Origin of the sequence: Pseudomonas sp. 1D4, from assembly GCF_001728925.1 — a bacterium.
Taxonomy (GTDB): Bacteria; Pseudomonadota; Gammaproteobacteria; order Pseudomonadales; family Pseudomonadaceae; genus Metapseudomonas; species Metapseudomonas otitidis.
The window spans coordinates 17,728-40,408 of the sequence record NZ_LXJQ01000041.1 but is presented as its reverse complement, the minus strand read 5'-3'; the positions used below and the strand labels follow the sequence as shown (position 1 = coordinate 40,408).

General features: G+C 67.0%; 17 protein-coding genes and 1 pseudogene. 11 read left to right on the top strand and 7 right to left on the bottom strand.

Annotated elements, in window-relative coordinates:
- Window positions 1–81 precede the first annotated feature (81 nt).
- The 3 genes from A7D27_RS19475 to A7D27_RS19465 are packed head-to-tail and all read left to right on the top strand — an operon-like array spanning window position 82 to window position 3,767.
- Window positions 82–1,815: an ABC transporter ATP-binding protein gene (locus A7D27_RS19475; RefSeq protein ID WP_069565817.1), complete on the top strand. Its 1,734-nt coding sequence runs from the start codon at window positions 82–84 to the stop codon at window positions 1,813–1,815.
- Window positions 1,805–2,479, top strand: a complete 675-nt coding sequence (locus tag A7D27_RS19470) for a peptidase S8 and S53 subtilisin kexin sedolisin (protein ID WP_069565816.1) — start codon at window positions 1,805–1,807, stop codon at window positions 2,477–2,479. The genes A7D27_RS19475 and A7D27_RS19470 overlap by 11 nt, the downstream gene beginning before the upstream one ends.
- Window positions 2,472–3,767, top strand: a complete 1,296-nt coding sequence (locus A7D27_RS19465) for an NAD(P)/FAD-dependent oxidoreductase (RefSeq protein ID WP_069565815.1) — start codon at window positions 2,472–2,474, stop codon at window positions 3,765–3,767. The genes A7D27_RS19470 and A7D27_RS19465 overlap by 8 nt, the downstream gene beginning before the upstream one ends.
- Before the next feature lie 30 nt (window positions 3,768–3,797).
- Here the strand turns inward: A7D27_RS19465 and A7D27_RS19460 are convergent, their stop codons facing one another.
- Window positions 3,798–4,748: a helix-turn-helix domain-containing GNAT family N-acetyltransferase gene (locus A7D27_RS19460; protein ID WP_069565814.1), complete on the bottom strand. Its 951-nt coding sequence runs from the start codon at window positions 4,746–4,748 to the stop codon at window positions 3,798–3,800.
- Between the two features lie 259 nt (window positions 4,749–5,007).
- Between A7D27_RS19460 and A7D27_RS19455 the strand changes: the two genes are divergently transcribed.
- Window positions 5,008–5,826 carry a protein phosphatase 2C domain-containing protein gene (locus tag A7D27_RS19455; RefSeq protein WP_069565813.1) on the top strand — a complete coding sequence of 273 codons (819 nt, stop codon included), beginning with the start codon at window positions 5,008–5,010 and terminating at the stop codon, window positions 5,824–5,826.
- Between the two features lie 20 nt (window positions 5,827–5,846).
- On the opposite strand, the gene A7D27_RS19450 is transcribed toward A7D27_RS19455, so the two are convergent.
- On the bottom strand, window positions 5,847–6,689 hold the full coding sequence (locus A7D27_RS19450) for an AraC family transcriptional regulator (protein ID WP_069565812.1): 843 nt from the start codon (window positions 6,687–6,689) through the stop codon (window positions 5,847–5,849).
- 86 nt (window positions 6,690–6,775) lie between these two features.
- The gene (locus A7D27_RS19445) at window positions 6,776–7,486 is read right to left on the bottom strand and encodes a hypothetical protein (RefSeq protein ID WP_069565811.1); all 711 of its coding nucleotides are present in this window, start codon (window positions 7,484–7,486) and stop codon (window positions 6,776–6,778) included.
- A gap of 192 nt (window positions 7,487–7,678) precedes the next feature.
- On the opposite strand from A7D27_RS19445, the gene A7D27_RS19440 reads away from it, so the two are divergent.
- The 7 genes and pseudogenes from A7D27_RS19440 to A7D27_RS27365 form a co-directional block, all read left to right on the top strand.
- Window positions 7,679–8,368: a CPBP family intramembrane glutamic endopeptidase gene (locus A7D27_RS19440; RefSeq protein WP_069565810.1), complete on the top strand. Its 690-nt coding sequence runs from the start codon at window positions 7,679–7,681 to the stop codon at window positions 8,366–8,368.
- 175 nt (window positions 8,369–8,543) lie between these two features.
- Window positions 8,544–9,752 (top strand): hypothetical protein, encoded by a 1,209-nt coding sequence (locus tag A7D27_RS19435; RefSeq protein WP_069565809.1) that lies wholly within the window; start codon window positions 8,544–8,546, stop codon window positions 9,750–9,752.
- Window positions 9,753–9,931: 179 nt separating this feature from the next.
- Window positions 9,932–11,740: an ABC transporter ATP-binding protein/permease gene (locus A7D27_RS19430; RefSeq protein ID WP_069565808.1), complete on the top strand. Its 1,809-nt coding sequence runs from the start codon at window positions 9,932–9,934 to the stop codon at window positions 11,738–11,740.
- Between the two features lie 133 nt (window positions 11,741–11,873).
- Entirely contained in the window at window positions 11,874–13,424 is a 1,551-nt protein-coding gene (locus A7D27_RS19425) for a DUF3369 domain-containing protein (protein ID WP_069560434.1), read from the top strand.
- Entirely contained in the window at window positions 13,421–15,085 is a 1,665-nt protein-coding gene (locus tag A7D27_RS19420) for an ATP-binding protein (RefSeq protein ID WP_083265704.1), read from the top strand. The genes A7D27_RS19425 and A7D27_RS19420 overlap by 4 nt, the downstream gene beginning before the upstream one ends.
- A gap of 11 nt (window positions 15,086–15,096) precedes the next feature.
- Window positions 15,097–15,849, top strand: a complete 753-nt coding sequence (locus A7D27_RS19415) for an ABC transporter substrate-binding protein (RefSeq protein ID WP_069565806.1) — start codon at window positions 15,097–15,099, stop codon at window positions 15,847–15,849.
- 5 nt (window positions 15,850–15,854) lie between these two features.
- Window positions 15,855–15,974: pseudogene (locus tag A7D27_RS27365) on the top strand (LysE family translocator); the annotation flags it as partial.
- Between the two features lie 15 nt (window positions 15,975–15,989).
- Here A7D27_RS27365 and A7D27_RS19410 read toward each other — a convergent pair.
- The 4 genes from A7D27_RS19410 to gcvP form a co-directional block, all read right to left on the bottom strand.
- Window positions 15,990–16,886, bottom strand: a complete 897-nt coding sequence (locus A7D27_RS19410; RefSeq protein WP_069565805.1) for a hypothetical protein — start codon at window positions 16,884–16,886, stop codon at window positions 15,990–15,992.
- Between the two features lie 193 nt (window positions 16,887–17,079).
- Window positions 17,080–18,204: a glycine cleavage system aminomethyltransferase GcvT gene (gene gcvT, locus A7D27_RS19405; protein ID WP_069565804.1), complete on the bottom strand. Its 1,125-nt coding sequence runs from the start codon at window positions 18,202–18,204 to the stop codon at window positions 17,080–17,082.
- 73 nt (window positions 18,205–18,277) lie between these two features.
- Complete coding sequence (locus A7D27_RS19400) at window positions 18,278–19,654, bottom strand: L-serine ammonia-lyase (RefSeq protein ID WP_069565803.1); 1,377 nt, start codon at window positions 19,652–19,654, stop codon at window positions 18,278–18,280.
- 154 nt (window positions 19,655–19,808) lie between these two features.
- On the bottom strand, window positions 19,809–22,676 hold the full coding sequence (gene gcvP / locus A7D27_RS19395; protein ID WP_069565802.1) for an aminomethyl-transferring glycine dehydrogenase: 2,868 nt from the start codon (window positions 22,674–22,676) through the stop codon (window positions 19,809–19,811).
- Window positions 22,677–22,681 lie beyond the last annotated feature (5 nt).

The following is a 22,681-nucleotide window of genomic DNA, read 5'->3' as shown; positions in this document are numbered from 1 at the left end:
ATGCCGTGTGCCTGGGCAGACCCGGGCTGAAGCCCGGGCTACGGCTGCACCTACGGCGTTCCGGTATGCCCGGGTGACGGCATGACCCGCCTCCTGCTCAAACTCGTCGACGCCCACGACCCCGAGCTGCTGCGCCGCGCCCTGGCCTGGCTCTACGGCTTCGTGCATCCGCAACTGCGCGCCATCGCCGTGTTGCTGGGGCTGTCCCTCGGGGCATCGCTGCTGGTGCTGGCCCAGCCCTGGCTGACCAAGACGCTGATCGACGAGGGCCTGCTGGCCAAGGACTTCGGCCTGCTGCTGCAGGTGGCGGTGGCGATGATCGCCGTCGGCCTGGTCGGCACCGCGCTCTCGGGCATCAACCGCTACCTGCACACCCGGCTTTCCGGGCGCATCCTCTTCGCCCTGCGCGACGACCTCTACCGCCACCTGCAGCAGCTCTCGCCGGCCTTCTACGGGCGCAAGCGCATCGGCGACATCCTGTCGCGGCTGGATGGCGACGTGGCGGAGATCCAGCGTTTTGCCGTGGACTCGCTGTTCTCCGCCGTCTCCAGCCTCATCGGGCTGATCGGCGCTGTGACCCTGATGCTGCTGCTGTCCTGGCAGCTCTCCCTGCTGCTAGTGCTGCTGATCCCCGTGGAAGTGCTCTGGCTGCGCTGGATGCGCCGCAAAGTCGAGCGCGAGGTGCGCAGCCTGCGGGAACGTTCGGCGGATGTGTCGTCCTTCCTGGTGGAAACCCTGCCGGCGATGAAGTTCATCCAGGCCGCTGGCCAGCAGGCCCGCGAAGCCCGCCGCCTGGAGGGCCTGGGGCAGGGCTACATGCGCCAGCTGCTGCGGGTGCAGGTCACCGAGTTCTTCACCCACGCGGTGCCGGGCACGCTCACCTCAATGTCCCGCGCCTGCGCCTTCCTCATCGGCGGCTACTGGGTCATCCAGGGCACCTGGCAACTGGGCGCGCTGATCGCCTTTTCCACCTACCTGGGCATGGCCGTGGGGCCGGTGCAGAGCCTGCTCGGCCTCTACGTCGCGCTGCAGCGCATGACGGTCAGCCTCGGGCGGGTCATGGAGCTGCAGCAGGAGCCGGTGCCGGTGCGCCCACCCGTCACGCCCGTGCCCCTGCCGGACGGCCCCGGCACCCTGCGCCTGGAGGGCGTGCACTTCGCCCACGAACAGCGTGCCGGCGCCGTGCTGGAAGGTGTGGACGCGGAGATTCCCGCCGGGCTCAAGGTGGCCGTCAGCGGCGCCTCGGGCGTCGGCAAGTCCACCCTGATCGACCTGTTGCAGCGCTTCTACGACCCTGACCAGGGGCGCATCCTGCTGGACGGGGTCGACCTGCGTGAGCTGGACCTGCTGGCCCTGCGCCGGCGCATCGCCGTGGTCAGCCAGGACATCGTCCTGTTCCGCGGCACCCTGGCGGAGAACCTCGCCTACAGCGCTCCCGATGCCAGCCGCGAGGCCCTGGAACGGGTGGTGCGCCTGGCCCGGCTGGACGGCCTGGTGGCCGCCCTGCCGCTGGGGTTGGACACCCCCCTGGGCGAGCGTGGCCAGCAGCTTTCCGGCGGGCAGAAACAGCGCATCGCCATCGCCCGCGCGCTGCTGCAGGCCCCGCTGATCCTGGTGCTGGACGAAGCCACCTCGGCAGTGGACGAAGCCACCGAGCGCGAGGTGATCGCCGCCATCGACCAGTTGTTCGCCGGGCGCACGCGCATCCTCATCAGCCACCGGCCATCCACCCTCGCCGAGGCGGACCTGCACCTGCGCCTGGAGCAGGGGCGCCTGCGTCCGCTAGCAGCCGAGGTCGCCCTCGATGGCCGCTGACGTGCGCATCGGCCTGATCGACAGCGGCTTCGCCCCGGCGCAGGCCGACGGCGTCAAAGCGTCCCGGCGCTTCTGGCTGGAGGACGGCGAACTGCGTGAAGGCGACGTCCAGCCCGACAGCCTCGGCCACGGCCAGGTGGTGCTCGACACCTTCCGCCGCCAGGCCGGCCCGGTGGGCGTCTGCATGGCCCAGGTGTTCGGCGAGCGGGGGCAGACCAGCCCGCTGCAGATCGCCGCCGCCCTCTGCTGGCTGCTGGAGCAGGAGGTGAGCCTGGTGAGCATGAGCCTGGGCCTGCGCATGGACCGGCCGGTATTGCGTGACGCCTGTGCCCGGCTCCAGGCCGCCGGCGTGCTGCTCTGTGCTTCCAGCCCGGCCCAGGGCGAGCCGGTGTACCCGGCCAGCTACCCGGGCGTCATCCGCATCACCGGCGATGCCCGTTGCGCGCCGGGGCAGTGGTCCTGGCTCGGCACCCGCCAGGCCGATTTCGGTGCCCATGTGGCAGCCCACAACGGCGTCGCCGGTGCCAGCGTCGCCTGCGCGGCCCTGGCCGGCACCCTGGCCGCGCACCTGACGCGCCGGCCGGGCATCAGCGGGGACGCCCTGCTGCAGGCGCTGCGCCAGGGCGCCACCTACCACGGGCCGGAGCGGCGCGGGCATGACTGAAATCCTCATCCTCGGCGCCGGTCCGGCCGGTGCTGCCGTCGCCCTGGGCCTCACGCGCCTGGGCTACCCGGTGCGGGTGGTCAGCGAATGGCGCCGTTTCGCCGCGGTGGAAGGCGTCTCCCAGCGGGTGCTGGAGGGGCTGCGCCAGGCCGGGTTGCACCGGGCGCTGGCCACTGCTGCGGCGCCTTCGCCGCGTCGGGTGCAGTGGAACGGCGAGGGGCAATCCATCAACCAGGAATGCCTGCTGGACCGGCCGACCTTCGACGCCGCCCTGCGTGACGACCTGCGGGCCGCCGGCATCGAAGTGCTGGAGGCGCGGGTGCTCAAGGTGGCGCACGGCCCCGACGGCCACGCCGTGCACCTGGAAGGCGGCGAGGTGCTGCGGGCCGGCTTCCTGGTGGAGGCACGCGGACGCTCCGCGCCCCTGGCCGGCGGACGGCTGCGCGGGCCGGAGACCCTCAGCCTGCTCAACCAGTGGCATGACGCCCCCGGCCTGGCCGGCTCGGCGGTGGAAAGCCTGGCCGACGGCTGGGCCTGGATGGCGCGGCTGGCCGACGGCCGCTGCTATTGGCAGATCACCCTCGACGTCACCGCCAGCGACCTGCCGCCCCGGGACCGGTTGCCGGCCTGGTGCGCCGAACGTCGCCGGCAGTCCGCCCGGGTGCGCGAGCTGTTCGGCGAGGCTGCCCTGCAACCCGCCAGCCTGCATGCCCGCAGCAGCACCGCGATCCTCTTCCACGAGGCCAGCGGCCCCGACTGGCTGCGGGTCGGGGATGCGGCGATGGCGGTGGACCCGCTGTCCGGCAACGGCATCTTCCAGTCCCTGTCCTCCGCGCTGCAGGCCCCGGCGGTGATCAACACCCTGTTGCGCCACCCGGAGCGCGCCGCCTTGGCCCGAGCCTTCCACCAGCGCCGGGTCGAACACCTGTTCCAGCGTTTCGCCCGCACCGGCCGTGACTTCTATGCCCTGGAGCAGCGCTGGCCGGAGCAGCCGTTCTGGCGTGATCGCCGCACCTGGCCCGATGCCGCGCCGCTGCATGCCGAGGCGGACATCCGCCAGGTGCGGGTGGAGTCGGCACCGGTGATCCAGGGCGAACTGATCGAGGCGCGGGAGGTGGTCATCACCGCCGACCAGCCCCTGGGTGTCTGGCACCTGGACGGCACCGAGCTGGCGCCCATCGTTCGTGCCCTGCAGGCCGGTCGGCTGGACGCAGCCCTGGCCGCGCTGGCGCCCGAGCCTCGGCGCAAGGTGCAGGGGTGGCTGCTGGCGCAGGGCTACCGGCCCTGAGTTTGCTGACCGCTGGCTGAGAGTGTTTCTTCAACTGCGGGTGCGAATGAAGTGCTGCTCAATGACGGAAGTGCCCCATTGACTTCCCTCCTGCGCTTGCTTCAACACAAACCCCTGCTTTTCGTAGAGGTGGCGGGCGGCGTCCAGTCCGCTGAACGTCCATAGATGGACCGCGTCAAAGCCATTCGTATCGCAGAAGTCCAATGCGGTCTCCAACAGGCGCCGTCCCAGGCCATGTCCGTGATACGCCTCCTCAAGCATGAACCAGCGCAGATGGGCTTCGTTATCGCCCATGGACTGGCCGTCGATGGCGATCGAGCCCACGATGTGCTCCCCGGCGACGGCGGTCCAGAGTTGATTGCTGGGGTGCACCAGTCGTTCGCAGAAGTCGGCGAGGCCGCTGGCAACCTGGCTTTCGAAGAACTGCCCGAAGCCTGAGTTACGGGCGTAGAAGTCTGCATGCATCTGGGTGATTCGGCCGATCACCCCCGGTCTGTAGCCTGGGTAGAGCTGCGGCGTGGGAAGGGTTGCACCTGCGTGCTCATCCCGCATTGAACCGAGGGCCCGTGCATACAGGGTGAGCCCTGCGGCCACGGTGCCTCGGTCACGGCTGGGAAGGCGCTCCAATGCTGATCCGACCTGTGCCTCGGCATGGCGGTTGATGGCCTCAAGGGTGTGGCGTCCCTTTGCTGTCAATGACAGTAATTTGATTCGGGCATCCCACTGGCAATCTGCTTCTTGCAGCTCTCCTGCTGCTATCAGCTTCTTCAACAAACGGCTGACGCTGGATTTGTCCAGGTTCAATCTTTGGGCGATCTGTGCAGCTGTGCTTTGGCCTTGCACTCCGACTTCCAGCAGGGCGTGCACGGACGAAGCCGGGTAGCGCGTTTGAGCCAGCGTCGAGTCCATGAAGCCAAGCTCACGGACAATCACCCGCGAGGCGTGGCGAACCCTTTCTATCAACGCGGACTGGTGCTCCATGTTTGTACTCCCTAGCAATATGGTTGTTTGATGCAACCATTTGCCGGGGTAAAAGTGCCAGGGAAGCAGGGAGGAGTTTGTTGAAGGCCTTTTCCGTTGTTCATCTTGCGAACGGTGGCTCCTGTTCGTTCGATCGGCCAGGGACACTGACAGCAGGCAGGTGCTGCGTAGGTCCGGACGTAGGGATAAGCATTTCTTATTCAGGATTCACTGCCTCTAGAATGGGCGCCGCCCGCACTACGCACATGAAGGAACCGCCATGCACCTCGACCTGATCCAGACCCTCAGCCTTGCCGGCAAGGCCGCCGTTCCCAACGACGACCGCGTCGGCTGTGCCGGGCGGCATGCCTGGGTCATCGACGGTGCCACCGACCTGGGCGAGCCGGGCCTGATGGGGCAGCGGGGTGGCGCGGCCTGGCTGGCCGATGCGGCCCATCGCGGCTTCATGGCCGCCTCGGGCCCCCTGGCCTCGCTGTGCGAGCAGGTGTTCCAGGCCGTCGCTGCCGACTACCGGCGTGATCGCCAGCGCGAGCCCGTCGCCGCCTGGGAACTGCCCCGTGCCTCCCTTGCCGCCATCGCCCTGGAAGGCGACCGGCTGGCCTGCGGCTTTCTCGGTGACTGCACCGTGATCCACCGCAGCGCCCAGGGTGTGGCCTTCCTCACGCCGCAGCCGGATCGCCGGCAGGAGCAGGCCGAAGCCGAGGCCCTGGGCCCCGGCATTGGCGCCGACAACGTCCGCAGCGACCGTGTCCTGGCTGACCGCCGTGCCGCCCGCGAGCGGCCCAAGGCGGTGCTGAGCGTCGACGCCGAGCAGGCGAGTGCCGCCCTGCAATACGCCCAGGCGCCCCTGGCCGCCGGCGACGACCTGTTGCTGATGAGCGACGGCTTCGCCGCATTGATCGACACCTACCACCACTACGCCGCCGCGACCCTGATGGCCCGGGTACTGGAAAGCGGCCTGCTGCCGCTGGCGGAGGAGCTGCGCCGCATCGAGCGCGAGGACGCCACCTGCCTGCGCTACCCGCGCTTCAAGGCCAGCGACGATGCTTCGGTGATCTGGTTGCGGGTGGGCGGCTAGCCGGAGGAGCGGCAGCCGACTCACCCAAGCGCGCGTCGCACCACCGGCACCCACACTTCCACGAACCCCGTCCCCTGCATCGGCTCGAAATCGGCACTGTATTGCTCGAATTCCGGGGCGTTGGCGAAGGCGTACCCGGACGCCGGCAGCCATTTGTTGAAGATGGTGAGGAAGGTCTGGTGGATGGTGGAGATGTGGCCGAGGTGGCGGAACACGGCGTAGTCCTGCTGGCGCACCTTGAAGTGGCGGAAGGTGGGCGGAAGCCCGTCGATGCGGGGCACTTCGACGCCGGCGATGTATTCGAAGCTGCCGTCCTCGCCCGGGTTGCAGCACAGGCCATAAGTGACGTCGCTGGACTGGCCAGGAATCCGCCCCATATAGGGGGCGAAGGCCTGCCACAGGCCGACGATGCCTTCGTTGCGGTCGAAGGTGAAGCGTTCGCCCAGGCCGGCGATGAGGAAGTCGGGGCGGGTTTCAAAGCGGGGTTCGGACAGCTCCACGAAATTCATGGCTTTCATGCGCAAGGGCTCCACCAGGTGCAGGTTGCCGTGCCCCTGTTCGCGAACCTGGCGGGGCGTGACCCCGAACAGGTCGCTGAAGGCACGGGTGAAGGCTTCATGGGAGCCATAGCCGGCATCCAGCGCCACCTGCAGGATGTCCCGCGTGCCGTCGCCCAGGGCATGGGCCGCCCGGGTCAGGCGGCGGGCGCGGATGTAGCGCATCACCGACCAGCCGGTAGCGAGGGAAAACAGACGCGACAGGGCGAATGGCGACAGCCCGACGTGGGCCGCGACGGACCCGAGGTCCAGGTTGGCATCCTGTTCGGATTCGATGAACCACAGGACCTGTTCGATGCTCGGCATAGGGCACTCCTTGAAGACGGCACCGACCTTAGCAAGGGTGCGTCGAGGCGATTTGATCGTTCTTGCGCGGTTGGCGCCGCTCGCCTTCAGCGCGCGTAATAGAACGCCTGGCTGAAACCGAACACCAGCCCTTGCGCTTCGCACCACTCCGGGAAGGAGGTCGGCGTGTCGGCTGAGCGGTAGCGGTTCCAGGCGTCCAGCAGGGCGCGGCAGTGGCGTTGCTCCTCTTCCAGCCACTTCGGCGTCTGCTCGGGGGCGAGCCGGGCGATCAGCTCGCCGGCCCGGGCGAGGGCGGTTTCGGCATGGGCCTCGTCACCGATGAAGAACGATTCGCCGAGGTGGTGGGTCTGGTAGTCCACCTGGCCCAGGTAGGCGACTGCCAGCCGGTAGAGGGCGATGGCATCGTTGGGGTCCTGTGCCAGCGCCTGGTGGAAGTAGGCGGTGTCTTCCTTGATCACCGCGGCCCAGCGATAGGGCGCGGGCGAGGGCGGCGCTTCCTGGCACCAGGCTTCCAGTAGCTGACCGAGGTACACGCGCAGCGGCTGCGCCAGGAGTTGGTGGGCGGCAGGCGTGTGGTAGTGCAGCGCCGCCAGCTCGCAGGCACGCTCGCGCTGCACGCCCAGGGGCGCATGGCGGCAGGTCGCGATGAAGCCTGCCAGTGCCTGCAGGGCCGGCTTCTTCAAGCCGCGCTCGCGCAGTTGGCAGTACGCGGCGAAGCCTTCGTAGCCGGGCTTGTCGGCGTAGGCCTCGGCGATGGCCGTGAGGCTCTGGAAGTTGTCCTGGTTCCAGTAGTGCATGAGGTTGTCCGTCAGGGGCGAGATGCGCCACGTCGATGTGGCTGCAGGATTGTCCATGACACCCGTTCAGGTTGCATGCTCAATTGTTTCGGTGCGAACGCGCAGGCGCTCTCGGGTGCAAATCGTTCCTCAGCGTTTGCCAGTCTTGCGCAATCTCTTTAGCTTTCTAGCCCTTTCGACGGAGGGGCATCCATGCACAGATGGTTGGGGACTCGAACGTACCTGGGATTGATTGATCTAGTTGTGCTTGCTGCGATCTTCTTCGGATGGCCGATCTACTGGTCGAACAGTATGGACGTTGTCGTCTCGGAGCCATTTGCGCAAGAGCTGGCATTCGGCCCGGAAGAAAACATATCCATGCTTCTGTACCAGTTGCTGTGGTTGATTACCGGGCTGGCCTACTTGGCCTTTCGACGTTTCGATTGGACGCCACTCCTGCGCGGGATGTCTTGGATGACTCCGCTGGAGGCGTTAGGTGTCTTCGTGCTGATGTCCGCCAGCTTTGACCTGTCACTCAGCCTGCTATGCCTTGTGCAGGGGCAGGTGCCCACATTCTCCAGTTGGGATGAACTTCGCCAATCTTGGGGGCAGATAGATGGGACGCTGCTGCTGTACTCCGCTTTCAATGGCTTCTATGAAGAGTTCTTCTTTCTTGGGCTCTGCTTGTCCGTTCCTAGGCGTCATCTGGCGTTGGCGCTGCTGCTGAGCGTGTGCGTGCGTATAGCGTTCCACACCTACCTGGGTGTCTTGTCCGCATTCGCCATCGGGCTGATGGGCCTGTTGATGGCGCTAGCCTACTTGCGTTGGCGCCAGTTGTGGCCTTTCTGCCTGGGGCATGCGTTGGCTGATGTGTTGGGACTAGGATTGCCCTATCCCGCCTGAAAGCTGCCGCTCTCCCCGGTGAAAAACATCCGAAGAGCGGTTCTCCCCAGCACCAACCCTCAACCGCATTCAGCCGCCGCGACCTGCTTCTCAGGCGCGGTGGCGGCTTTGCCCTAGGATGCCGGGTCTTGGGCCGTGCCGATCCGGCCCCATCCCGGGACCGCCAGAGGCCGCCATGAACCCCTTGAGTGCAATCGATTACGCCCGTATCCAGGCGCTGCTGGAGACCGACTACGTGCAGGAGCACTACCTGCACTACGAGGCCGGTGGCGACAGCTATGACTGGCTGGAGCTGGAGGACGGGGAGGGCGATGGCGTCGAGCTGTACGTCGAGTTCCTCCCGGACCGTTTCCGCATCGCGGTGGCCAACGAGTCGGGACCCGGGCCGGACAACGGTTTCGAGGATCACCGGCATTTCATCTTCAAACTGGTGGATGCCGAGGCGCAGCGTCACGAACTGCTCTTCCAGCCCGTGGAGGTGGACGGCGAGGGGGCGGACTGCCTGGACACCTTCCCGCTCGCCGAACAGGCGCCGGCCGTCCAGGCCAGCGCGGTGCGTTACCTGGGGATGCTGGAGGACCATATCCGTGCGGCGGACCAGCGCCTGGCCGAGCTGAAGGCCGATCTGCCGCCGGACATCATCCTCAATGTGCTGGGCACCTTCGAGTGCTTCGACGCGCTGCGCGAGACCTTCGAGTCGATGACGGCCTCCATGGGGCTGGAGACCTTCCGCCTGGACGAGGCCTTCAGCGAGCTGGAACACGACGACCGCATGCCGCGCTCCTACCGCATCTGTGCCGACCGCACGGAGCCGTCCATGACCGAGGAGGACGAGGCGGCCATCGAGGCGCATACCGCCACCGCCTATTTCGTGATGCCGCGCATTCATCACGAGCGTACCCGCATCGTTGCGGCGATGGCGGCGGCGCGGGCCCTGGGGCGCCTGATCGAGCAGGGGCTGGTCACGGCGGCCAAGGTCGAGACGGCAGGGCTGGCCCATGGCCTGGCGCGCTGGAAGGAGCTGATCGACGCGCTGGAGGCGTCGGTGGACGCCCGTGATCAGCGGCGCATGCTGCTGACGCTGTATCGCCTGTTCGTGCGCAAGCCCATCGGCCACGAGAACCTGCTCTACACCTGCGGCATTCAGCACCTGGGCCTGCCGGACTTCGTGATCCGCTTCGCCGAGGACGAAGAGGTCGACCTGGAGGCCCAGGAGGCGGCGGTGGCGCGCTTCGAGCAGGCCTTTCTGGCCGCGTTCGGGGTCGAGCCCGCCGCCGAGCCATCGAGCCCGTACCTGGCGCGGCCGGACTTCGGCTACGAACTGGGCGATATCCGCCACAACCCCTTCGGCTACACCTGCATCGGCCAGGCTGCCGAGGGCTGACGGCGGGCAGGGCGGTGGCCAGTTGAACGCCGGCTGACACCGCCCCTGATGGTTGTTCCGACGCGGCCGGTGCTGTTTATACTGCGCGCCGACACAGCACCGCCGCCTCGCTTCGGTGGGCTGGGGCGGGCTCTGGCCCGACCACGTCGTTCCCTTATCCCGAAGCATGGATACCCAGCATGGAAATGGATTGGAGCAAGGCCCTGCAGGAGAGCCTGAGCTGGCTCGCTGTCGCGTCCCTGGTCACCATCGTTGCTTTTGCCGCCGCCGCTGCGCTGGCGGTTCGATTCACCCGTTGGGGCAGCCAGTTCTGGCAGGTCGCCGGCCCCTACCTCAGCCCCAAGCGCAGTTGGAAGCCGCTGCTGGTCTTCACTCTGCTGTTGGTGATGGCGCTGTTCTCGGTGCGCATGAACGTGCTGTTCTCGTTCTGGTACAACGGCTTCTACAGCGCGCTGCAGGGGCTGGATCAGAAAGCGTTCTGGTACTTCCTCGGCCTCTTTGCGGTGCTGGCGACCATCCATGTACTGCGCGCGCTGTTCAACTACTACCTCACCCAGGCATTCAACATCCGTTGGCGGGTCTGGCTCACCGAGCGCCTGACCGGTGACTGGATGAGCGGCGATGCGTACTACCGGGGGCAGTTCCTCGACGAGCCGGTGGACAACCCCGACCAGCGCATCGAGCTGGACGTCAACGCCTTCGTCACCGGCTCGGTGTCCCTGGCCCTGGGCGCGGTGAGTGCCCTGGTGTCGCTGGTGGCCTTCACCGGCATCCTCTGGGGGCTGTCGGCGCCGCTGACGGTGGGCGGGGTGGAGATCCCCCGGGCCATGGTCTTCGCGGTGTACATCTACGTGATCATCGCCACTTGGATCGCCTTCCGCCTCGGTCAGCCGTTGATCCGCCTGAACTTCCTCAACGAAAAGCTCACGGCGAACTTCCGTTACGCACTGGTTCGCCTGCGCGAATACGCCGAGAACGTGGCCTTCTACCAAGGCACCGCCATCGAGCGCGGCACGCTGCTGGGGCGCTTCGGTGCGCTGATCGGCAACGTCTGGGCGCTGGTCTACAGGACGCTGAAGTTCGATGGTTTCAACCTGGCGGTCAGCCAGGTGGCGGTGATCTTCCCGTTCATTCTCCAGGCGCCGCGCTTCTTCAGCGGGGCGATCAAGCTGGGTGATGTGATGCAGACCTCCCAGGCCTTCGGCCAGGTGCAGGACTCACTGTCGTTCTTCCGCACCTCCTACGACACCTTCGCCCAGTACCGCGCGACCCTGGACCGTCTCACCGGCTTCCTAGACGCCAACCAGCAGGCCCGTGAGCTGCCCAAGGTGGACACCCATGAGGCTGCTGATGGCCTGCGCATCGAAAGTCTGGACGTGCTGCGCCCCGACGGCCACCGCCTGCTGGCTGACCTGGGGCTGGAGCTGGTGCCGGGTCAGGCACTGCTGATCAAGGGGCCTTCGGGCAGCGGCAAGACCACCCTGCTGCGGGCGCTGGCGGGGCTCTGGCCCTATGCAGAAGGCACCGTGTACCGCCCCGGCGGGCACCAGGCGCTGTTCCTCTCCCAGCGCCCGTACCTGCCCCTGGGTGACCTGCGCACCGCCATTGCCTACCCCAACACCGCCGCGGCCGAGGATGACGAGCGCCTGAAACAGGCGCTGCGCCAGGTCAACCTCGCGCACCTGACCGAGCGCCTGGAACTGAGCCAGGACTGGACGCGCATCCTCTCCATTGGCGAGCAGCAGCGCCTGGCCTTCGCCCGGGTCCTGTTCAACCAGCCCCGGGTGGTGTTCCTCGACGAGTCCACCTCGGCCATGGACGAAGGTCTGGAGCACGCCCTCTACTCGCTGCTGCGCGAGCAGTTGGGCAAGACGCTGCTGGTCAGCGTCGGCCACCGCGCCACTCTGGCGCAGTTCCACACTCACCGCATGGATGTGGACGGGCAGGGCGGTTGGAGCCTGCACGAGCAGGCCGGCGACAACGCCTGACCCGCAGCCCGGGAGCCTGTGGGCTCCCGGGCCTTCCCACAACTGCCGCGCAGCGGCTTACACGCAAAAAATCCAGTCACTCCATCCGGGCCGTCTATGCTGCTGGCATTGGGCCCTGTCCAGGATGAGTGCAATGGACTTTTTCGCTGACTCCCCCTCCCAATCCAGTTCGCCGAAACCAGCGCCCCACTTGGTTCCGCCGTGGTGCGTGCTGGTGGTGGACGATGATGCCGAAGTGCATGCCGTCACCCGGCTTGCCCTGAGCGGTTTCGAGTTCCAGGGGCGGCCCCTGGAACTGCTTTCCGCGTATTCCGCCACCCAGGCCCGTGAGATTTTCAAGACGCGGGACGACATCGCCCTGGCGCTGATCGACGTGGTCATGGAAACCGAGCACGCCGGGCTGGACCTGGTGCGTTACCTGCGGGAAACCTGCAGCAACCGCATGACTCGACTGGTGCTGCGCACCGGGCAGGCCGGCCAGGCTCCGGAGGACCGGGTCATCCGCGAGTACGAGGTGGATGACTACAAGGAGAAGACCGAACTCACCACCCAGAAGCTGCGCACGCTGCTCTACTCGATGCTGCGCGCTTACCGCGACCTGGGGGTTATCGAGGCCCAGCGCGAGGGGCTCAGTCACGTCCTGGATGCCTGCGCCAAGGTGCAGAATGCCGACACCCTGAAGGTGTTCTCTTCCACTGTGCTGGAGCAACTGACTTCGCTGTTGCATCTCGGCCGTTCAGCGCTGTACTGCGTGATTTGCCCAGGCGAAGGACACCATGAAACTCGCACTCTCGCCGCGACCGGCGAATTCCATAGCTATCAGTCTGATGATTCGCTGGGGAGCCTGCCTGATGAAGTCGCTGAGCGCTTGCGCCAGGTACTTGAGGCTAAAGCGTCGTTTCACTATGACGACGCCTACGTGCTTTATCACTGCAATGAGCGTGGTGGTTCCAGTGTCCTCTATGTCACTCACCTGGAACCCTTGAGTGAGCTGGACCGGCAGTTGCTGGAAATCTACATGCGCAACGTGGCCATCACCTTCGAGAACATCAACCTGCTGGAAGACCTGCAGGAAACATCCAAGGAACTTGTCTACACGCTCGCTAACGCCGTTGAGGCCCGTAGCAAGGAAACGGGTGCCCACGTACAGCGTGTTTCGTTGTTCGGCGAGATGCTGGCTCGGCTCTACGGATTACCGGACAAGGAGATCTACCTGATCCAGCATGCTTCGCCGCTTCACGATATCGGCAAGGTGGCGATCCCCGATGCCATCCTGCACAAGCCCGGCAAGCTCGACGCCGACGAATGGGCGGTGATGAAGAAGCACGTCGATTACGGGGTGGCCATCCTCCAACGCTCTCGCCGGGTGCTGATGCAGGTCGGGGCCCAGATAGCCGGTAATCACCATGAGCGCTGGGACGGGAATGGCTATCCAGGCGGGTTGGCCGGTGAGTCGATTCCGCTGGCAGGGCGGATCATCGCCTTGGCAGATGTCTTCGATGCGCTTTGCTCTCGGCGTTCATATAAAGAGCCTTGGTCCAGGGAGCAGGTTCTTGAACTGATCCGCTCCGAGCGTGGCCGTCATTTCGAACCAAAACTGGTAGACCTCCTGCTGGAGCATCAGGACGAATTCTTCGCTATCCGCGAGCGGTATCCCGACGAGTCTGACGAGCATCCTTCATGACTGCCTTGCCGCCCTCTGTCCCCGAGCAAGCGCAGGTTGCGGTGAGGCGTAGTCTCTCCGCCAGCCTGCTGCGGCTGACTCTGGTTTGTGCGTTGGTGCTGGGTCTGGTGATCAGCCTGGTGCAGATCGCGATGGACTACGAGCGCAGCCGCTACCTGCCGGATACGGACATGCAGGCCCTGTTCGGCCTGGTGCGCGACCCGGCTACCACCGTGGTGTTCAGCCTCGACGAGAGCACCGCCGACGACCTGCTCAAGGGCATGCTCGAGCAGCGCGGCGTGGTGGGCGCGCGGATCATGCTGCCGGACGGCAAGCTGTTCGCCGACCGCTCCCGCAGCGTGATGCTGCCCGGTGGACGTGCCCTCAACGACATGCTGTTCGGCATGACGCGCCACTACCAGTTGCGCCTGTCCACCGAGAAGCTCGGTGTTGGCGAGGCCGGCTGGCTGGGCGACCTGCTGGTGGAGGTGGACACCTATCCCTATGGCGGCGAATTCCTTCACCGTGCCGTGGTGACTCTGGTCAGCGGCCTGGTCTACGCCCTGGCCATCTCGCTGATCCTGCTGCTGATCTTCTACCTCAGGGTGACCCGCCCGTTGCGTCAGTTGATCTTCTCCATCGCCAGGGTGGACATCGCCGCCCCCGAGAATGCCCGCCTTGCGGAGCCCGCCGGTCATGCCCAGAACGAGATCGGTGTGCTGGTGCGCTCCACCAACCAGCACCTGCAGGCCCTGGGCGACAACCTGCGGCAGGTACGCGAGGGGGAGGAAAAGCTCAAGGCCTATTCCGACCAGTTGGAGTCCACCGTTGCCGAGCGCACCCGCGAGTTGACCGAGAGCGTGTGCCAGTTGCGCGAAGCCCAGGGGCAACTGATTCAGTCCGAGAAGCTGGCCGCGCTGGGCGGCCTGGTGGCGGGCGTGGCCCATGAGGTGAACACCCCGCTGGGTATCGCCGTGACCGCATCCTCGGTACTGGGCGAAGCACTGGGTGAACTCCAGGCTCAGTTTCAGGCCCAGACCCTGACCAGTGACGCCTTCCGCAGCCTGCTGCAGCGCGCCCATGACAGCAGCAGCATGCTCAACCACAACATCGGCCGTGCCGCACGGCTGATCGCCAGCTTCAAGCAGACCGCCGTGGACCAGGTCTCCGAGGCCCGCTGCCAGTTCCAGGTGCGCCAGGTGCTGGAAGCCCTGATCACCAGCCTGCACCCCGAGACCCGCAAGGTGCCGGTGGAGCCCGTGCTGGACTGCGACGCCGAGCTGACCATGCAGAGCCTGCCTGGCGTGCTCACCCAGGTGGCGGCCAACCTCATCATGAACAGCGTGCGCCACGCCTTCTCCGAGACCCAGGCCGCACGCATCGTCCTGGCCCTGCATGCGGAGGGCGACGAGGTGTTGCTGGACTACCGCGACAACGGCAGCGGCGTGCCGGCGGAGCTGCACGAGCGCATCTTCGAACCCTTCTTCACCACCAAGCGCGGCGAAGGCGGAACCGGTCTGGGTCTGAACATCGTCTTCAACCTGATCACCCGCAAGCTCAACGGCCGGTTGAAGTTCGAGTCTGCTCCCGGCGCCGGCGTGCACTTCCAGATCTGGATGCCCCGTGAGCTGCCGAGCCAATTGGTGGGGGCCAATGGCGGGCCTGCTGGCCCTAGTCCGTAAAGGAGGTCGTGATGAACGCGTGGCTTCTGGCAGTCGTGCTGGCTGCCTGTGCTGGGTCGGTGGCGGCCGAAACGGTAGTGGTCGCTGCCGAAGATGACTGGGCGCCTTATTCCTCCCTGCGTGCCGATGGCAGCGGTCCGGAAGGTTTCGCCCCGGAGCTGGTGCGCGAGGCGTTCGCCACCCAGGGCGTGGAGGTGCGGTTCCTCACCGTGCCGTTCTCCCGTTGCCTGCTGATGGCGGAGGAGGGCAAGCACGCAGTGGCCTGCTTCAACGTCACCATCACCGAGGCCAACCGTGACCAGTATCTCTGGCACCCGACGCCCCTGTTCAAGGAGGGGCTGGCCATCTTCGGCCGTGCCGACGAGCCCCGGCAGGACTTGAAGACTGCCGACCTCGATGGCCACAGCGTCGGCATCACCAACGGCTACACCTACCCGACGGCCTTCATGGAGAACCCGGCCATCGAGCGCTTTACCGCCAACTCCGACGCGCAATTGCTGCAGATGCTGGTTGCCGGGCGCGTCGATTACATCCTTATGAACACCATGCCCGGGTTGATGCGCATCCAGCAGAGCGGTGAATTGCGGGGCAAGGTGAAGCAGGTGGGGCTGATGCAGGAGGACGGCTTCTGGCTGGCCTTCTCCAAGGTCAATCCGGATGGGGCACGGCTGGCAGCAGTGTTCGAGAAGGGGCTGCAGGCACTGCGCAGCACGGGGCGCTACCAGAAGATGCTCGCCGACTTCCAGCAGCGTTATCAGCCTTGAGTGCCGTTCTCGCGCGCCTGGGCCACCGCGTCCGCCCCTGGCTGGCGCGCAGCGGCCGACGCTTCAACCAGGTGTGCGGCGGGCTGTTCGGGATGGCGGGGCTGGCGTTGCCGTTGACGCGCTGAGGGTGGCCCTGACTGTCAGAGCGAGTCGTCCAGGTAGTAGCGGGTGTCGAACAGGCCCTGAGGGTCCTTCAGGGGGCTCCCGGGCATTCGCTCAGTCCTGGCGATCGTGCTCGGCAGTGACGTGAATTGACTGAGGTGATCGTTGACCTCTCGCACGACCCACTCGATTTCGTCACGCAGGGTTCTCAGCAGTGAGCCGTGCTGGCTTGCGCCCGTGCTGGTCGTGGTGACTTCCGCCCTTGCGAAACCGTGTTTGTAGCCCCGAATGGCGGCCACCAGCGCGTGTTGATTCTTCTGCTTGTAGCGGGCCTTGTAGATCGACAGCCTGATGGTGACCAGGCGGATGTAGCTGCTGATGCTCTTGATGGAAACGCAGGGGCTGCCGATGACCTTGCTGGCGAACAGGAGCTTCTTGAAGTCTGTCTGGGCGCTGTCCACGGCCTTGTCCGGGCCGATGTTGATGGCCTTTGGCATCAGCCGCGTGTTCCCGCAGGTCGTCTCGCAGTACTCCTTCAGGCGCGCCACCATCGGGTCCGTCTTGGCGTACTTGGTCAGCGTCCCGACGAAGGCACTGTTCAGGCCCAGGTTATTGAAGTGCGCAGCATCCATCTTGCTGTAGCCGGTAATGGACAGGTCCTGAGGGGCGTTTGAGGACTTATCGAACTCGTCCGCTTTGAGGTTCTTGTAGCCCTCATCGATCTGATGGGTGGCGCTGTCGGCGATGACGGTGGCGGGATCGTGGGTCGTCCCGTAAAGCGAATTGAGGTAGTCGCAGGTGATTTCCACGTAGAAGCAGAACAGGAAGCAGTGGCGGATACGCTCGTACGCATGGTCGGCGGAGGCGTTGTGGAGGGTACCGCCCAGCAGGGGCGTTGTGCGTATCCGGTCCTTCTTGGTTCTTTCCTTGCCCATGGGGCTCTCCTTGAGCGGCGTGACGATGACCGGCACACACGATATGCCAGAGGCCAGGCGATTGTCGCGGGGCACAGGTACCGCATTCAGGGGGGGCGGGGGAGGAGAGGGTCAAGAAAAGGCGGCGGTAGACCCGCCGCCTGAAGGCCCCGGGCCGGCGAGGGGCCGCCGGTTGGGCATCGAGGGTAAAGCGTCAGCCGCGGTAGTAGCGCTGCGGCACGAAGGGGGTGCGGGCGACCTTCATGGGCACGCGCTTGCCGCGCACCAGGGCCCAGACGTCGCTGTCCAGCGCGGCCTTGTCGGCGGGCAGGTAGCCCATGGCCACGGGGCCGCCCAGGCTGGGGCCGAAGCCGCCGCTGGTGACGCGGCCGATCACCGCGCCGTCGGCATCGACGATTTCCGCGCCTTCACGCACCGGCACGCGCTCCTGGGGCAGCAGCCCGACGCGCTTCTCCGCCACGCCGTCGCGCTGCTGGGCGTAGATGCGCTCGGCGCCCGGGAAGCCGCCGGCACGGGCGCCATCGGCACGGCGCACCTTGGAGAGGGCCCAGCCGAGGCTGGCTTCGATGGGGGTGGTGGCGCTGCTCATGTCATGGCCGTACAGGCACAGGCCGGCTTCCAGGCGCAGCGAATCGCGGGCGCCGAGGCCGATGGGCTGGACTTCCGGCTGGGCCAGCAGGGTGCGGGCGAGGGCCTCGGCCTGAGCGGCGGGCACGGAGATCTCGTAGCCGTCCTCGCCGGTGTAACCGGAGCGGCTGACGTAGCACTCCACGCCTTCCAGGCGCACGCTGCCGAACTGCATGAAGGTCATCTTCTTCACTTCCGGTGCCAGGCGACCCAGCACCTCGGCGGCAGCCGGCCCCTGGAGGGCCAGCAGGGCGCGGGCCTCGAACAGCGGTTCGATCTCGCACTGGTCACCGATGTGCTGGCGTAGGTGGTCCAGGTCCTGGTCCTTGCAGGCGGCGTTGACCACCAGCATCAGTTCGTCCGGGCCCAGGCGCGCCACCATCAGGTCGTCGAGGATGCCGCCGTTGGCATCGGTGAACACCGCGTAGCGCTGCAGGCCCATCGGCAGGTCGATGATGTCCACCGGCACCAGGGTTTCCAGGGCCTGGCCGGCGTGGTTGCCGCGCAGGCGGATCTGGCCCATGTGGGAGACGTCGAACAGCCCGGCCTGGTCGCGGGTGTGCAGGTGTTCCTTGAGCACGCCCAGGGGGTACTGCACCGGCATGTCGTAGCCGGCGAAGGGCACCATCTTCGCGCCGAGTTCGAGGTGCAGTGCGTGCAGCGGGGTCTTGGCGAGGGTTTCAGTGGTCATTCCGTCTTCCTGTAGGTGCGCCGCGCGCACCGATTGAGGGCCCGTGGGCGCTGGGCGCCCGACGGACCGGCACTCAGCATTCGATGATGTTCACGGCGAGGCCGCCGCGAGCGGTTTCCTTGTACTTGCTCTTCATGTCGGCCCCGGTCTGGCGCATGGTGAGGATCACCTTGTCGAGGGAGATGAAGTGCTGGCCGTCGCCGCGCAGGGCCATGCGCGCGGCGTTGATGGCCTTCACCGAGCCCATGGCGTTGCGTTCGATGCAGGGCACCTGGACCAGCCCGCCGACCGGGTCGCAGGTCAGCCCCAGGTTGTGTTCCATGCCGATCTCGGCGGCGTTCTCCACCTGTTGCACGCTGCCGCCCATGACTTCGCAGAGCGCGCCGGCGGCCATGGAGCAGGCCACGCCCACCTCGCCCTGGCAGCCCACTTCGGCGCCGGAGATGGAGGCGTTCTCCTTGTAGAGGATGCCGATAGCGGCGGCGGTGAGCAGGAAGCGCTCCACGCCCTCGTCATTGGCGCCCGGGACGAAGCGCGTGTAGTAGTGCAGCACCGCCGGGACGATGCCCGCCGCGCCATTGGTGGGTGCGGTGACCACGCGCCCGCCGGTGGCATTCTCCTCGTTCACCGCCAGGGCGTAGAGGTTGACCCAGTCGAGCACCGTCAGGCTGTCGCGCAGGGCGGCCTCCGGGCGCTCGCTGAGCTGGCGGAACAGCGCGGCGGCGCGGCGCTTGACCTTGAGCCCGCCGGGCATGATGCCCTCCTTGCGACAGCCAGCCTTCACGCAGTCCTGCATCACCTGCCAGATGCGCTGCAGCCCGGCGCTGGTCTCCTCGGGGCTGCGCCAGGCCTTCTCGTTCTCGCGCATCAGCGCGCTGATGGAGAGGCCGCTGGTGGCGCAGTGGGCGAGCAGCTCCTTGCCGGTCCTGAAGGGGTAGGCGAGGGGCGTCTGGTCCTCGACGATGCGGTCGCGTCCGGCGGCTTCCTCGTCCACCACGAAACCGCCGCCCACCGAGTAGTACTCGCGGGCACGCAATTGCAGGCCGGCCGCGTCGAAGGCGCGGAAGATCATGCCGTTGGGATGGAAATCGAGGGGTTTGCGGATCAGCGCCAGGTGCTCCTTCTCCACGAAGCGGATGGGCTTCTCGCCACCCAGGCGCAGCTCGCCGCTGTCGCGGATGGCCTTCAGGCGGGCCTCCACGGCTTCGGTGTCGACGCTGTCCGGCTGCTCGCCCTCCAGGCCGAGCAGCACGGCCTTGTCGCTGCCGTGGCCCTTGCCGGTGGCGCCCAGGGAGCCGTACAGCTCCACCTTGAGGCCGGTGGTGCTGGCCAGCAGGTGCTCCCGCCGCAGGCCCTCGACGAAGCGGGCGGCCGCCCGCATCGGGCCGACGGTGTGGGAGCTGGAGGGGCCTATGCCGATCTTGAACAGGTCGAAGACGCTGAGGGACATGGTGTCGCTCCTGAGCCTGATTCGTGCTCGTTGTTATTGGGTCAGCGTAGACATTCGGGGTGGCCGGGCCGTGCGGCCCGACCGTTGAAGCGCAAGGCGGTGCGTGGGAGCGGATTCATTCACGAATGAATCCGCTCCCACGTTCACGGGCCGGTCAGGCGTCCTGGTAGGCCTCGATGGACGGGCAGGCGCAGACCAGGTTGCGGTCGCCGTAGACGTTGTCGACCCGGCCCACCGGCGGCCAGTACTTGCCTTCCACCAGGCTGGCGGTCGGGTACACGGCCTGTTCGCGGCTGTAGGGGTGGGTCCACTCGCCGACCAGCTCCGCCGCGGTGTGCGGGGCGTTCTTCAGCGGGTTGTCCTCGGCGTCGAGCGCACCGGTCTCCACCGCGCGGATCTCGTTGCGGATGCGGATCATGGCGTCGCAGAAGCGGTCCAGCTCTTCCTTGGACTCGCTCTCGGTGGGCTCGATCATCAGCGTGCCGGCCACCGGGAAGGACATGGTGGGGGCGTGGAAACCGAAGTCGATCAGGCGCTTGGCCACGTCGTCGACGCTGATGCCGCTGCTGTCCTTGAGCGGGCGCAGGTCGAGGATGCACTCGTGGGCCACCAGGCCGTTGGTGCCGGTGTAGAGCACCGGGTAGTGCTCTTCCAGGCGACGGGCGATGTAGTTGGCGTTGAGGATCGCCAGCTGCGAGGCGCGACGCAGGCCGGCGCCGCCCATCATGCGGATGTACATCCAGGTGATGGGCAGGATGCTGGCGCTGCCGAAGGGCGCGGCGCTGACGGCACCTGCCTTGCGCGCCAGGTGGCCATGGCCGGGCAGGAAGGGCGCCAGGTGGGCCTTGACGCCGATCGGGCCGACGCCCGGGCCGCCACCGCCGTGGGGGATGCAGAAGGTCTTGTGCAGGTTCAGGTGGGACACGTCGCCGCCGAACTGACCCGGGGCGCAGAGGCCGACCATGGCGTTCATGTTGGCGCCGTCGATGTATACCTGGCCGCCGTTGGCGTGGATGATCTCGCAGATTTCGCGGATGCCTTCCTCGAACACGCCGTGGGTGGAGGGGTAGGTGATCATGATCGCGGCGAGGCGCTCGCGGTGCTCTTCGGCCTTGGCCTTGAGGTCGGCGATGTCGACGTTGCCACGGGCGTCGCAGGCGGTGACCACCACGCGCATGCCGGCCATGTTGGCGGTGGCCGGGTTGGTGCCGTGGGCCGATTGCGGGATCAGGCAGATGTCGCGCTGGTCGTCGCCACGGCTCAGGTGGTAGGCGCGGATGGCCAGCAGGCCGGCGTACTCGCCCTGGGAGCCGGCGTTGGGCTGCAGCGACACGGCGTCATAGCCGGTGGCGGCGCAGAGCATGACTTCCAGCTCCTGGGTCAGCTGCTGGTAGCCCTGGGACTGCTCGGCCGGGGCGAAGGGGTGCAGGTTGCCGAACTCGGCCCAGGTGATCGGGATCATCTCGCTGGCGGCGTTCAGCTTCATGGTGCAGGAGCCCAGCGGGATCATGCTGCGGTCCAGGGCCAGGTCCTTGTCGGCCAGCTTGCGCATGTAGCGCATCAGCTCGGTTTCCGAGTGGTAGCGGTTGAACACCGGGTGGCTGAGGATCGGCGACTGGCGCAGCAGGGCGGCGGGCAGGCGGCTGGCGGCGGTGCCGGCCAGGGCGTCGAACGCCGGCATGGTCTGGCTGTCGCTGAACAGCGCCCAGAGTTCTTCCACATGGGCCTGGGTGGTGGTCTCGTCCAGGGACAGGCCCAGGCGCTGGTCATCGATCTCGCGCAGGTTGATGCCCCGTGCGCGGGCCTTGGCGTGCAGCTCGGCGGTACGGGCGCCGGTGGCCAGGGTCAGGGTGTCGAAGAAGTGCTGCTGCTCGACGCTGTGGCCCAACTGGGCCAGACCCTCGGCGAGGATGGCGGTGAGCTGGTGCACGCGCTTGGCGATGCGGGTCAGGCCCTGGGGGCCGTGGTAGACGGCGTACATGCTGGCGATGTTGGCCAGCAGCACCTGGGCGGTGCAGATGTTGCTGGTGGCCTTCTCGCGGCGGATGTGCTGCTCGCGGGTCTGCATGGCCAGGCGCAGGGCCGGCTTGCCGTGGCGGTCGATGGACACGCCCACCAGGCGGCCGGGCATGTCGCGCTTGAAGGCATCGCGGGTGGCGAAATAGGCCGCGTGCGGGCCGCCGAAGCCCAGCGGCACGCCGAAGCGCTGGGCGCTGCCCAGGGCCACGTCGGCACCGAACTCGCCGGGCGGGGTCAGCAGGGTCAGGGCCAGCAGGTCGGCCGCGACCGCCACCAGGGCGTTGGCGCCGTGCAGGCGCTCCACCAGATCGCGGTAGTCATGGATGTCGCCATCGGTGGCGGGGTACTGCAGCAGCGCGCCGAAGTAGGCGGAAACGTCGCTGATCTCGCGCTCATCGCCCACCACCACCTCGATGCCCAGGGGCTCGGCGCGGGTGCGCAGCACGTCCAGGGTCTGCGGGTGGCAATGACGGGAGGCGAAGAAGGCGTTGCTGGCCTTGTTCTTCGACAGGCGCTTGCAGAAGGTCATGGCCTCGGCGGCGGCGGTGCCTTCGTCCAGCAGAGAGGCGTTGGCGATGGGCAGGCCGGTGAGGTCGCTGATCAGCGTCTGGAAATTCAGCAGGGATTCCAGGCGGCCCTGGGAGATCTCCGGCTGGTAGGGGGTGTAGGCGGTGTACCAGGCCGGGTTTTCCAGCAGGTTGCGCAGGATCGGGCTCGGCGTGTGGCAGGGGTAGTAGCCCTGGCCGATGTGGTTGCGCAGCAACTGGTTCTTGGCGGCAATGGCCTTGATGGTCGCGAGGGCCTCGGCTTCGCTCTGGCCGGGCAGGGCCAGGTCGAGCACGCTGCTGTTCTTGATGGACTCGGGGATGACGCTGGCGGTCAGGGCTTCCAGGTCGCTGTGACCGAGCAGGTCCAGCATGGCCTGGATGTCGGCCTCACGCGGGCCGATGTGGCGGGCGATGAACTCGTTGGCGGTGTCGAGGGAACGGGTCTGGATGGGCATGGCGG